Source organism: Pseudomonas flexibilis (genome assembly GCF_000802425.1).
Lineage (GTDB): Bacteria > Pseudomonadota > Gammaproteobacteria > Pseudomonadales > Pseudomonadaceae > Serpens > Serpens flexibilis.
Genome location: NZ_JRUD01000035.1, coordinates 1 through 11322, shown reverse-complemented (window position 1 = coordinate 11322; position 11322 = coordinate 1). Strand labels below are relative to the sequence as shown.

The following is an 11322-nucleotide window of genomic DNA, read 5'->3' as shown; positions in this document are numbered from 1 at the left end:
AAGTCGCATGCGTTCCCGTGGGTGTGGGCTTTAGACTAGGTTGACGATGTCTGTCGGGGCCTCACCCGGGTGCTGGCTTGCGCATATCGTCGGTCTTGAGTTGGGGCTCAAGCCTGATGGATTCCTTATCGGCCCTTGGTGAGTGGGGGCGGGACGATCTCTCCCACGGTCTGTACTTGCGTCAGATGCGAACTTGGTCCCTCATCCCCGACAGGCACAAACATACAAGCGAACTCGTTCGCGAGCTTCTGGTGCTGGCGCTCACCCAATCGGGCCTAGTGCGCCACCAAAGCCCCACCTCACCCCGGCAACGCGTAGGTCCCGGTGACATGGGCCACCAGCACATCCTCCTGCCCCGCGCAGAACAGGGAAACCTCACAGACCGCCTGGCGTCGGCCCAGGCGCAGGATGCGCGCCTCGGCCAGCAGATCGACTGGCGCGGGTTTGGCCAGGAAATTGATGTTCAAGTGACTGGTGACCGCCATCTCCACCCGGCCCAAGGCCCCCAGCACCACGGCATACATGGCCGTATCGGCCAGCGCCATTTGCACCGGACCCGACAACGTGCCGCCCGGCCGCACCAATCGCCCATTGAACGGCACCCTTGCCAGCGCCCGCTCACCATCGACCCGTTCGATACGCAGGTCGATGTCCTCGGCCATCGGCACGCCTGCGCGGATCAGTACCTGCACCTCGTGTGCGCTCAGATTCGCCATGTTCCCTCCCCGGTTTGTGCCTGTACGCCTTGTTGGCGTGGCCGTACAATGCCGGGCTCTATTCCGCTCCCGCAACGGACGAAACGGCCAACATGCGTACCAGTCAGTATCTCCTCTCGACCCTGAAAGAAACCCCGTCGGATGCCGTGGTGATCAGCCACCAACTGCTGCTGCGCGCCGGGATGATCCGCAAGCTTGCCTCCGGCCTGTACACCTGGCTGCCGATGGGCCTGCGCGCCCTGCGCAAGGCCGAAGCCATCGTGCGCGACGAAATGGTCAAGGCGGGCGCCCTGGAAGTGCTGATGCCGGCCATCCAGCCCGCCGAGCTGTGGCAGGAGTCCGGCCGCTGGGAGCAGTACGGCCCCGAGCTGCTGCGCCTGAAGGATCGTCACCAGCGCGACTTCTGCGTCGGCCCGACCCACGAGGAAGTCATCACCGACCTGGCCCGCAACGAGCTGAACAGCTACAAGCAGCTGCCGATCAACTTCTTCCAGATCCAGACCAAGTTCCGCGACGAGATCCGCCCGCGGTTCGGTCTGATGCGCGGCCGCGAGTTCATCATGAAGGACGCTTACTCCTTCCACCTGAGCCAGGAGTCGCTGCAGGAAACCTACGACCGCATGCACCAGGCGTACTGCAACGTGTTCACCCGCCTGGGCCTGAACTTCCGTCCGGTGCAGGCCGACACCGGCTCCATCGGCGGCACCGGCTCCCACGAATTCCACGTGCTGGCCGAGTCCGGTGAAGACGATATCGCCTTCAGCGACAGCTCCGACTACGCCGCCAACATCGAGAAGGCCGAGGCCATTCCGCGCGAGAAGGCACGCGGCGCCGCCAGCGAAGCCCTGCGCCTGGTGGACACTCCGGATGCCAAGACCATCGCCGAGCTGGTCGAGCGCTACAACCTGGCCGTCGAGAAGACCGTCAAGACCCTGGTGGTGCATGCCGCCGAGGAAGGCAAGCTGATCGCCCTGATCGTGCGCGGCGACCACGAGCTGAACGAGATCAAGGCCGCCAACCACGAACGGGTCGCCAGCCCGCTGGTGTTCGCCTCCGAAGCCGAGATCCGCGCCGCCATCGGCGCCGGCCCGGGTTCGCTGGGCCCGGTCAACCTGCCAATCCCCTGCATCATCGACCGCTCCGTGGCGCTGATGAGCGACTTCGGCGCCGGCGCCAACGTCGACGACAAGCACTACTTCGGCATCAACTGGGAGCGTGACCTGCCGCTGCCCGAAGTGGCCGACCTGCGCAACGTGGTGGAAGGCGACCCGAGCCCGGACGGCAAGGGCACCCTGGTGATCAAGCGCGGCATCGAAGTGGGCCACATCTTCCAGCTCGGCACCAAGTACAGCCAGGCCATGAACCTGAATGTGCTGGGCGAGAACGGCAAGCCGGTCACCCTGATCATGGGCTGCTACGGCATCGGCGTGTCCCGCGTAGTGGCCGCCGCCATCGAGCAGAACTATGACGAGCGCGGCATCCTCTGGCCGGACGCCCTGGCGCCCTTCCAGATCGCCATCGTGCCGATGAAGTACGAGAACGACAGCGTCAAGCAGGCCACCGATGCGCTGTACGCGCAGCTCACCGCCGCCGGCTACGAAGTGCTGCTGGACGACCGCGACAAGAAGACCAGCCCCGGCGTGAAGTTTGCCGACATGGAGCTGATCGGCATCCCGCACCGCATCGTGGTCAGCGACCGCGGCTTGGGCGAAGGCACCCTGGAGTACAAGGGCCGCCGCGATAGCGAAAGCCAGAACGTCGCCCTCGACGGCATCCTGGAGTTCCTCAAGCAGCGCATCGGCGGCTGACGCCGGGGGCGGCACGTTTGGTGGATCGGTGAAGCGTGATCCACCCTACTATCGCCCCAGCGCTGGCCTCGACCCGTAGGGTGGACAACGCACCAACTCGCCGGCACAGCGCGCCTTGCGGCACGCGCGGTGGATCGGTGAAGCGTGATCCACCCTACGATTGCCTCAGCGCCGTACCTCGATCCGTAGGGTGGACAACGTCTTCCTTGTCCACCATCGCGCCGGCACGGCGCGCCTGGCGGCACGCTTGGTGGATCGGTAAAGCGCGATCCACCCTACAACGACACCTAGACCCGTAGGGTGGACAACGTCTTTCTTGTCGATCCACCCTACGGTTACCTCAGCGCCGGACTTCGAAATCCGTATATCCCTGCGGCGCCTGTTCCTGCACCTGCACGCCGGTGACTGCCGCCTTCGGCGGCCCCTGCTCCAGCCAGCGCGCCAGGGCGCGCACCGCCTGCTCCTCCCCTTCCAGCCAGGCTTCGACCCGCCCGTCCGGCAGGTTGCGCACCCAGCCGTTCACACCCAGCGTCGCCGCCTGCTCGGCGGTGCCCTGGCGGAACCACACGCCCTGCACCCGGCCGATCACCCATGCCTGCAAGGCAATGCTCATGAGCCCTCCCGCAGCGCCTGCAGCCTTGCCACCAGGCCGTCGGCGGTCTGTTCGCCGAGCAGCCGCGCGCGCACCTTGCCGCGCTCGTCCACCAGATAGGTCACCGGCAGCACGCCACTGGGCTCCAGGCCGAAATGCTCGGCCGGATTGTCGGCCAGCACGGTGAAGTCGATACCCATGCCCTCGGCCGCCCGCAACAGTGCGTCGCCCTGCAGGCCGTCGAAATTGACGCCCAGCACGCGCACCTTGTCGATCCGCTGCGGCAGGGCATTCAGCTCAGGGATCTCCTTGCGGCACGGTGCACACCATTCGGCCCAGTAGTTGATCACCAGCCACTGGCCCTGCAGGCTCTCGGGCGTCACCGTCTGGCCATGCTGGTCGGTCCCCAGATCGGCCGCGCCGCAGCCGGCCAGCGCCACGCACAGCGCCAGCGCCCATCGCTTCCATCCGTTCATGTTCTTTCCTCGCGACCAGCGCTCAGCCAGTCACCCAGGTTGCCGTGAAAAATGTCCTCGCGCGCCTGCTCCAGCTCCGCCAGCCCTTCGCGCAACGCCGGATACCAGCCCTCCGGCAGCTCCTCCGGCAGGCTCTGCAATGCCGGCAGCACCCAGGGGCTGCGCGCCAGCAGGCGATCCAGCGGGTAGGCATTCAGGTCGCGACACAGCACCCAGGCGTTGCCGGCAGTACGGCATACCAGGTGCTCGCGCTGCAGGAAGCCGAGAATCTCGTGCCACTCCTCCTCCGGCAGCGGCCAGCCCTCGCGCCGCAGCTGCGCATGGCGCAGCGTCGCGCCGGTGCGCTGGCGATCCTGAAAGATCCGCAACACACCCAGCAGCGCCAGCAAACGAGGCAATGGCCGGGTGCGCCAGGCGCGCGTCGAGGACAGGTTGCAGGCCAGCTCCGCGCCGAGCAGCACGATTAGCCAGCACACGTAGATCCACAGCAGGAACAGCGGCACGGTGGCGAACGCGCCGTAGATCAGCTGGTAGGCCGGGAAGGCGCTGACATACAGGCTGAACAGCTTCTTCGCCGCTTCCACCAGCAGCGCGCTGAACAGGCCGCCGAGCAAGGCATGGCGCACCGGCACGCGGGTATTGGGCACCACCGCGTAGAGCAGTGTGAACGCGGCAACCTCCAGCAGCAGCGGCGCGATCCGAATCAGCCAGGTGACGTCGAACAGCGCATCCGGCCCCGCCAGCAGCGACAGCGAGGCCACGTAGGTGCTGATGGCGAAGCCCGCGCCCAGCAGCAGCGGACCAAGACTGAGGATCGCCCAGTAGATCAGGAAGCTGCTCACCCCCCGGCGCGGCTGGCGCACCCGCCAGATGGTGTTGAAGGCCTGTTCGATGGTCAGCATCATCATCAGCGCGGTGACCACCAGGAACAGCACGCCCAGCCAGGTCAACTGGCGCGCCTGTTCGCTGAACGCCTGCAGGTAGGAGAGCAGCGTCGCCCCGGTGGAGGGCACGAAGTTGCGAAAGATGAAGCTCTGCAGCTCGCCGCCCAGCTCGCGGAACGCCGGCACCATCGAGATCACCGAGAAGGTCACCGTCATAGTCGGCACCACCGCGAACAGCGTGGTGTAGGTGAGCGACGCGGCGCTGTCCAGGCCACGGTCATCGAGGAAGCGGCGGAACAGGAAGCTCCAGAACTCCACCACATTGGCCAGCCACTGCCGCATGCCGTCTCCTTGCCGAATCCACCGGCGTCGCGAAAGGCCTCGCGCCTCCGCCAACCCGGGCGGGTAGAATACCCGCCACCTTACGTCGGAAGCGACCTGCCATGAGTGAATTGACCCTCTACCACAACCCGCGTTGCTCCAAATCGCGCGGCGCGCTGGAACTGCTCGAAGCCCGCGGCCTGGCCCCCACCGTGGTGCGTTACCTGGAAACCCCGCCCAGCGCCGCAGAAATGCGCACCCTGCTCGGCAAGCTCGGCCTGAGCGCCCGCCAACTGCTGCGCAGCGGCGAAGAGGAGTACCAGACCCTCGGCCTGGCCGACGCCGGCCTGAGCGAGGACCAACTGATCGAGGCCATGGTCGCCCACCCGCGGCTGATAGAACGGCCGATCCTGGTGGTCGGCGACAAGGCCGTGGTCGGCCGTCCGCCGGAGAAAGTGCTGGAGATCCTGCCGTGAGTTCACCCTACATCCTGGTGCTGTATTACAGCCGTCACGGCGCCACCGCCGAGATGGCCCGGCACATCGCCCGCGGCATCGAGCAGGCCGGTTTCGAGGCGCGCCTGCGCACCGTGCCGGCGGTGTCCACCGAGTGCGAAGCCGTGGCCCCGGAGATTCCCGCCGAGGGCGCGCTGTACGCCACCCTCGACGACCTGAAGCATTGCGCCGGCCTGGTGCTCGGCAGCCCGACCCGCTACGGCAACATGGCCGCTGCGATGAAGTATTTCCTCGACGGCACAAACAGCCTGTGGCTGACCGGCGCACTGGTCGGCAAGCCGGCGGCGGTGTTCACCTCCACCGCCAGCCTGCACGGCGGACAGGAAAGCACCCTGCTGTCGATGATGCTGCCGCTGCTGCACCACGGCATGCTGATCTGCGGCCTGCCGTACAGCGAAGCGGCGCTGATCGAGACCCGTGGCGGCGGCACGCCGTATGGCGCCAGCCACCACGCCGGCGCCGACGGCAAGCGTCCGCTGGACGAGCATGAAATCGCCCTGTGCCGCGCCCTCGGCCTGCGCCTGGCGCAGACCGCCGGCCAACTGGGAGAGCGCCGTGGCTAAGCAAAAGAAACCGCTGCCGGCCATGGAATGGCTACAACCGCGCGTGCGCTTCACCCGCTGGGTCAGCCTGATCGGCTACCTGGCGCTGCTGCTGCTGATCGGCGTCTGGAACGGCGTCTTCGCCGACCTGCACGGCGCACGCACCTGGGTGGTGCTGAGCATCGTGCTGGTGCCGCTGCTGATCCTCGCCCCCAGCGTGCTGCTCGGCCACGCACGCGGCCATGCCTGGCTGTGCTTCGTGGTGAACATCTACTTCATCCAGGGCGTGCTGGCCGCCTTCGACCCGGCGCGTACCCTGTACGGCTGGGCCGAAGCGCTCATCAGCCTGGTGCTGTTCTGCAGCGCGCTGATGTACACGCGCTGGAAGTTCCAGCTGGATCGCAAGCTGGCCGGGGAAAGCTGAGCCGCACAATCGTAGGGTGGATCGCGCGTTCACCGATCCACCAAGCGCGCCGCAAGGCGCGCCGTTCCGGCGCGATGGTGGACAAGAAAACGTTGTCCACCCTACGTCGCGGTACGGCGCTGAGGCAATCGTAGGGTGGATCACGCTTCACCGATCCACCATGCGCCGCACAAGCGGCGCCGGGCCGGCGCGGTGGTAGACAGCACCCCGTCCCCCCCCCCCCATAACCTCTTAAACCTCCGGCCTTTCCACCCGCCCATCCGGATGCTGCGCAAAGCGCCCCGACGTACCATGCGTATGCTCGCGGCTCGGCCACGGCCAGCCGCCGAACTCGGTGCGCTGGTAGTCGCGGATGGTCTGCACCAGCTCTTCCTGGGTGTTCATCACGAACGGGCCGCGCGCGGCCACCGGTTCGCCGATCGGCTTGCCCTGCAGCACCAGCAGCTCGATCAGCTCGGCGCTGTCGTTGCGCAACGGCGCCGGTTGGCTGGCGCGCACCTCCACCATCACCCGGCGGTCGAAGCGGGTATCACCAACCACGAAGGAACGCCCGGTAGTCAGGTAGATGGCCCGCCGCGCCCGATCCGAGGCCGCCGGCAGCGTGACGCTCGCGCCCGGCTCGATGCGTACGATCCAGATGGCCACATCGGCGTCCGTCTCGCTGGCCCAGGACGCACGCGGCGGCGGCAAGGCGCGCACAGCACCATAGTTCCCGGCGATCACCTCCACCTCGGCACCGGGCAGCGTCACACGCGGAATGGTATGCGCCCAGAACATGGTGAAATCCGGCGCCGCCAGCTTGTTCTTGGCCGGCAGGTTCAGCCAGATCTGGAACAGATCGAGGGTGTTGTCCTGGTCCTCGTGCACCAGCGGGAACATCTCGCCGTGCTGCACGCCGCTGCCGGTGGTCAGCCACTGCACATCGCCCTCGCCGTACCGCGCCGTGGCGCCCAGCGAATCGGCATGGTCCACCAGCCCCCGGCGCACGATGGTCACGGTCTCGAAGCCCCGGTGCGGGTGGGCCGGGAAGCCCGGGATCCCTTCGCCGTGGTACATGCTCCAGCCGTCCCGGCCGCTGAAGTCCATGCCGATGTCGCGCCCGCGCAGCAGGGCGGCATCCGGCCCCAGGCGGCCGTTGCCCCTGGGGTAATGGTCCTGGTGATAGGCGGCGAAGATGAAGGGATCGATACCGGGCATCTGCGGGCCCAGCGGCTGGGCGCCGAGAATAAGTTCGGTGCTGCTCATGGCTCAGCGCTCCTTGACCGCGATGGCCTGCACCACCGCGCCCAGGCCGGTGTGGTAGATGCCTTCCACCACCTCGCGCTCCAGTTCGGCCAGATGGGTGAAGGTCAGTCCGCGCAGATCCTCGACCAGTGACTCACGGCTGGTCTTGGTTTCCGGCGACGGGCCGCCCCCGGTGCCATAACGGAGCTGCTCGGGCGTGTAGGCTTCCAGCAGGAACACGCCGCCAGGCTTGAGTCCGGCCACCACCTTGCGATGCAGCGCCGCACGCGGGCCGGCCGGCAGCGGGCAGAAGATGGAGACGATGCCGTCCCAGCAGTTCTCGCCGATCTCGTAGTCGAGCAGGTCGGCATGCACCAGCTCGATCTCCACGCCGTGCTCCCGAGCGAGCTTCTCGGCCTTGCGCAGGCCAACCGCCGAGCCGTCCACCGCGGTCACGGCATAGCCCTGACGCGCCAGGAACACGGCGTTGCGCCCCTCGCCCTCGGCCAGGCTGAGCACCCTGCCCTTCGGGATCGCCCGGAAGTGCTCGACCAGAAACTGATTGGGCTCCGTGCCGTAGGCATATTCCTCGGCAGCGTAACGTTCATCCCACATGACCTTTCTCCAACAGCGGTTGCAATGCTGCGCAGGCAACCATTCCAGCGGGGTCGGGGTCAATCGGAACATGGCGCCCTAGCGCATCAGGTTAAGACCAGAAGCACCGGCACGAACGGGTCAAACCCGCAGCACAGCGCGAAAGCCCCGAGCGGCGTAATACGACTGCGCGCCATTGTGGTAGACAAAGGTCCGGCCGTAGCGGCGGTCTGCGAAGAGCGCCCCGCCGAGCGCACGCACCTCCGCCGGCGTCGCTATCCAGCTGGAGGTTTTCAGATCGAACTCGCCCAGTTCCTGGAGCGCCCGGTATTGCGCTTCGGTCAGCAGGCTGACGCCCATGGCAGCGGCCATTTCAAGCGCGCTGCCCTGCGGCTTGTTGGCCTTGCGGGCGTCAAGGGCGGCCTGGTCGTAACAGAGGCTGCGGCGGCCAGGCGGGCTTTCCGCGCAGCAGTCGCAAAAGAGAATCTGACCGGCATCGTCAGCGCGCCCGATCACATCCGGCTCGCCACCCGTCTCCTCCATGGCGCGCAGGGCAGCAAGCGCCTCCGGGGCCCGTTCCAGCCTCGCCTGAACCTCGGACCAGCCGATGGCCGCGTGGCGCTGCGGGTGCTTGTCGAAACGGGCTTTGAGAATCTGGAGCAGGGAGGCATCGTTCATGGCTATCGGCCCGGCCGGGGGTTCAGCAGCGCTTGCGCCTCTTCACTGAACCGAGCCAGCTCATGCGGCTCAAGTAAGTCGCGCACCTTAAGCTCGACCAGTTTGAAGAACAGGTTCGAGCGCCGGGGATCGTCGAAACAGACCGCGACATCCTCGTTTCTTTCATTGATCAGGTAAAAAACCTTGAGAAACCGCTCATGTGCCGACAGCGTCTCGTCAGCCATCGCCTGAACACACTCTTGAAGAGCTCGCTCACACAGTCGGTTGAGCAGGGTGGGTTTCAGCGTTTGGAACAGCTTCCAGTCAGATTCCTTCATCGTCGTGCTTTGTCGATAGTCAAACGGTAGTGGGTGGGACAGTGGCACAAGGGGCTTTTCACAGGAATCCAGCTCAACGGTGCCCGAGGCGTCATTCCTGCGCCCCCCCCTGCGATTTGAATGGGGGCAGGCGTATCAATCGGTGAAGAGGCGGGCAGCAGGTTTTTCTACAGCCTCAACGCCCAACTCAGCGGGCAAATTTAGCGCAGCGAAATTTGATCCGCTTGCAGTTGTTAGTTAAATGCCTTTTACACCTGAAACGAAATTGTGATAAAGCGACCACTCTGGTTGCTTAGAGTGCTTTATTTCAATTGGGAACACGGGCTTTCCAGAAAGCGCATCATTTAAGCGCCGCATCCAGATCTCAATGTCTTTGACATACCAATGCCACTCTTTTCTGCCATTACCCGTCACTACTAACATAAGATGAATTATGCCGGTTTTGTCTAGGTATTCTAAGGCATCCTCAAATGCTATTTGAGCTTCGTTTGTCTCGGCATCCGGCATTCCACCTTCATTTGCTGCTTTATATGCCCAGTATACGGAAATTAAAAAAGGGTAGTCTGATTCGACGGAGCCTTTCGGCACAGAGTGAAGGCTCCTAAAAATAAGAGGCTTACCGTCCTCTTCACCTGTTGCAGTGGAATACAGGTCTTCAGCGCTCGCTCCGGACATATAAAGCTCCATAAAATTATTAGTTTGGCCAAGCTCATTCGGCATTTAACGCCCGCATTTGCGGCTGGTTTGGAGCGCAACGGAGAACCAGTCCGACAACATGCGCTTGTTAGGCGACATTTTTGAGAAACTCCTTTGCAGCTCTAATTACTTCATTGGTTTTTTCTTTATGGGGCATATGACCACAATCTTTAATAATGAGCATTTCAGCATTGCTGCCAGTACGCGTGGAAATAAATTCGGGAAACGCTTTTGAGCCGTACTCATCTCTATCGCCATGAATTGCCAGTACTGGACACTGAACGTTACTTATAGCTGGCTCAAGGCTCCAATTTTTAAACTCATCGGAAAGCCACACGTCTGTCCATGCGTGAAGCACCCATTTTGCCTTAGATCCATGCCACTTTTCTAAACGCTCAATTTGACCTGGTTGCTCAAACATTTTTTTTGCTTCTCTAATTCCATTTGCAGTTAGATCTTCAACAAATGCTTGAGCTGAAACAGTGATTACAGCAAGGCAGTCAGTATCCCGCGAAGCGATATTTATAGCCATGCCACCGCCAACACTATGACCAAACAACACATATTTATTTAGAGACAATTTTTCTTTGATCTGTGGAAAGAATGTAATTGACTCTTCTTCTACGAACTCTTTAGATGGCAACTCATCGCGAGCATCAGACTTGCCGAAGCCTAAACGATCATAGGCAAATACAGTTCTTGACAATTCATTCGCTAGTATTTCTGGAAAATCTCTCCACAACTCCACACTTCCTAAAGAATCATGCAGCATTACTATTGGAGCTGCTCCAGAGTTTACTGAGGGCTCCCACTTTTTAAGATGAATCTCACCCTCATGTATCTTTATCTTCAATTCAGTATTCCTCACTTCTTAAGCCGCATAATCGGGATAGGGAGACGCCTCACGGCGCCTCTCCTCCCACACCACCGTGCATACGGGTCACGTACACGGCGGTTCGATGAATATATTCCTGCCGCGCCGCAATGGCCGGCAGCCCCAAGTTCGTGAAGTACCGCACTGGTAATGCCAGCCTCAGTGCCGGGGTGTTGCTCAACCGCCAAGGGCCGTGCGCCGATTTGCTGGTGTTCCATGCTTCTCGCACGCTTACACCGCGCTTGCGCAGTTCCCGGTAGCCGGCTCGTCCCCATTGCTTCCAGAGATAGCAACGTAGTTTGCGTCGTATCCATTTGTCGATGTCGTGCAGAGGGCTCAGTACTTCGGCAATGCCGAAATACGCTTTCCATCCAAGCAGGGTTTTCCTCAGCTCTGCCACGATTACGTCCAGACGGCGGCCTCGCGTCCGACGGGTCAGTGCGCGCACTTTCGCCTTGAGCCGTTCGATGGCCTTATCGGCCACCTTCAGGCGGGCGTCTCTGCGGCTGACCGTGAGCCCAGGAACGTACGTTCGGCTGGACGATCCACCGCGCTTTTCAGCGGATTGACTGTGAGCCGCAGTCGTTCGCTGATCATGCGCCCTACGCTGGCCATCCCCCGTTCCCCCGCCCGCTGGCTTCGGACCCGGCTGTAGCAGTCG

The 11322-nt window shown here is 63.4% G+C and carries 15 protein-coding genes; 4 read left to right on the top strand and 11 right to left on the bottom strand.

The features are described from left to right. Positions 1–299: 299 nt before the first annotated feature. Positions 300–707 carry a PaaI family thioesterase gene (locus SF06_RS17105; RefSeq protein ID WP_234703345.1) on the bottom strand — a complete coding sequence of 136 codons (408 nt, stop codon included), beginning with the start codon at positions 705–707 and terminating at the stop codon, positions 300–302. 101 nt (positions 708–808) lie between these two features. On the opposite strand from SF06_RS17105, the gene SF06_RS17100 reads away from it, so the two are divergent. Then, entirely contained in the window at positions 809–2524 is a 1716-nt protein-coding gene (locus SF06_RS17100; RefSeq protein ID WP_027590438.1) for a proline--tRNA ligase, read from the top strand. A gap of 340 nt (positions 2525–2864) precedes the next feature. On the opposite strand, the gene SF06_RS17095 is transcribed toward SF06_RS17100, so the two are convergent. From SF06_RS17095 to SF06_RS17085, 3 genes are read right to left on the bottom strand one after another with little or no spacing between them, the layout of a single operon-like run. Further along, a complete protein-coding gene (locus tag SF06_RS17095; RefSeq protein WP_039562817.1) occupies positions 2865–3137 on the bottom strand; it encodes an acylphosphatase in 273 nt (90 codons plus the stop codon). Then, on the bottom strand, positions 3134–3592 hold the full coding sequence (locus SF06_RS17090; RefSeq protein ID WP_027590436.1) for a TlpA family protein disulfide reductase: 459 nt from the start codon (positions 3590–3592) through the stop codon (positions 3134–3136). The genes SF06_RS17095 and SF06_RS17090 overlap by 4 nt, the downstream gene beginning before the upstream one ends. Then, positions 3589–4818, bottom strand: a complete 1230-nt coding sequence (locus tag SF06_RS17085; protein ID WP_039562814.1) for a YihY family inner membrane protein — start codon at positions 4816–4818, stop codon at positions 3589–3591. Before SF06_RS17085 ends, SF06_RS17090 begins: the two co-directional genes overlap by 4 nt. Before the next feature lie 101 nt (positions 4819–4919). Here SF06_RS17085 and arsC point away from each other — a divergent pair, with 101 nt between their 5' ends. The 3 genes from arsC to SF06_RS17070 are packed head-to-tail and all read left to right on the top strand — an operon-like array spanning position 4920 to position 6278. Continuing rightward, complete coding sequence (arsC, locus tag SF06_RS17080) at positions 4920–5273, top strand: arsenate reductase (glutaredoxin) (protein ID WP_039562812.1); 354 nt, start codon at positions 4920–4922, stop codon at positions 5271–5273. Continuing rightward, complete coding sequence (gene wrbA, locus SF06_RS17075) at positions 5270–5875, top strand: NAD(P)H:quinone oxidoreductase (protein WP_027590433.1); 606 nt, start codon at positions 5270–5272, stop codon at positions 5873–5875. Before arsC ends, wrbA begins: the two co-directional genes overlap by 4 nt. Continuing rightward, the gene (locus SF06_RS17070; RefSeq protein ID WP_039562811.1) at positions 5868–6278 is read left to right on the top strand and encodes a DUF2069 domain-containing protein; all 411 of its coding nucleotides are present in this window, start codon (positions 5868–5870) and stop codon (positions 6276–6278) included. Before wrbA ends, SF06_RS17070 begins: the two co-directional genes overlap by 8 nt. Before the next feature lie 231 nt (positions 6279–6509). Here the strand turns inward: SF06_RS17070 and SF06_RS17065 are convergent, their stop codons facing one another. The 7 genes from SF06_RS17065 to SF06_RS18150 all read right to left on the bottom strand — a co-directional run. Next, on the bottom strand, positions 6510–7523 hold the full coding sequence (locus SF06_RS17065; protein ID WP_039562809.1) for a pirin family protein: 1014 nt from the start codon (positions 7521–7523) through the stop codon (positions 6510–6512). Between the two features lie 3 nt (positions 7524–7526). After that, positions 7527–8117, bottom strand: a complete 591-nt coding sequence (locus SF06_RS17060; protein ID WP_039562807.1) for an SAM-dependent methyltransferase — start codon at positions 8115–8117, stop codon at positions 7527–7529. A gap of 120 nt (positions 8118–8237) precedes the next feature. After that, positions 8238–8774, bottom strand: coding sequence for a DUF4256 domain-containing protein (locus tag SF06_RS17055; RefSeq protein ID WP_052199864.1), 537 nt, complete (start codon positions 8772–8774; stop codon positions 8238–8240). A 2-nt stretch (positions 8775–8776) separates the two neighbouring features. After that, positions 8777–9091, bottom strand: coding sequence for a hypothetical protein (locus SF06_RS17050; protein WP_037008865.1), 315 nt, complete (start codon positions 9089–9091; stop codon positions 8777–8779). 237 nt (positions 9092–9328) lie between these two features. Then, positions 9329–9811 carry a DUF695 domain-containing protein gene (locus tag SF06_RS18160; protein WP_076380978.1) on the bottom strand — a complete coding sequence of 161 codons (483 nt, stop codon included), beginning with the start codon at positions 9809–9811 and terminating at the stop codon, positions 9329–9331. A 64-nt stretch (positions 9812–9875) separates the two neighbouring features. Beyond that, positions 9876–10640, bottom strand: a complete 765-nt coding sequence (locus tag SF06_RS18155; RefSeq protein ID WP_234703344.1) for an alpha/beta fold hydrolase — start codon at positions 10638–10640, stop codon at positions 9876–9878. Between the two features lie 49 nt (positions 10641–10689). Beyond that, positions 10690–11322, bottom strand: a 633-nt coding sequence (locus tag SF06_RS18150) for a group II intron maturase-specific domain-containing protein (RefSeq protein ID WP_324606729.1), incomplete at its 5' end; no start/stop codon positions are given.

Bases quoted from the DNA above. Each gene is read 5' to 3' on its own strand.
- arsC (WP_039562812.1), top strand. From the start codon at position 4,920: ATGAGTGAATTGACCCTCTACCACAACCCGCGTTGCTCCAAATCGCGC.
- SF06_RS17095 (WP_039562817.1), bottom strand. From the start codon at position 3,137: ATGAGCATTGCCTTGCAGGCATGGGTGATCGGCCGGGTGCAGGGCGTG.
- SF06_RS17085 (WP_039562814.1), bottom strand. From the start codon at position 4,818: ATGCGGCAGTGGCTGGCCAATGTGGTGGAGTTCTGGAGCTTCCTGTTC.
- SF06_RS17050 (WP_037008865.1), bottom strand. From the start codon at position 9,091: ATGAAGGAATCTGACTGGAAGCTGTTCCAAACGCTGAAACCCACCCTG.
- SF06_RS17060 (WP_039562807.1), bottom strand. From the start codon at position 8,117: ATGTGGGATGAACGTTACGCTGCCGAGGAATATGCCTACGGCACGGAG.
- SF06_RS17065 (WP_039562809.1), bottom strand. From the start codon at position 7,523: ATGAGCAGCACCGAACTTATTCTCGGCGCCCAGCCGCTGGGCCCGCAG.
- SF06_RS17055 (WP_052199864.1), bottom strand. From the start codon at position 8,774: ATGAACGATGCCTCCCTGCTCCAGATTCTCAAAGCCCGTTTCGACAAG.
- SF06_RS17100 (WP_027590438.1), top strand. From the start codon at position 809: ATGCGTACCAGTCAGTATCTCCTCTCGACCCTGAAAGAAACCCCGTCG.
- SF06_RS18160 (WP_076380978.1), bottom strand. From the start codon at position 9,811: ATGCCGAATGAGCTTGGCCAAACTAATAATTTTATGGAGCTTTATATG.
- SF06_RS17090 (WP_027590436.1), bottom strand. From the start codon at position 3,592: ATGAACGGATGGAAGCGATGGGCGCTGGCGCTGTGCGTGGCGCTGGCC.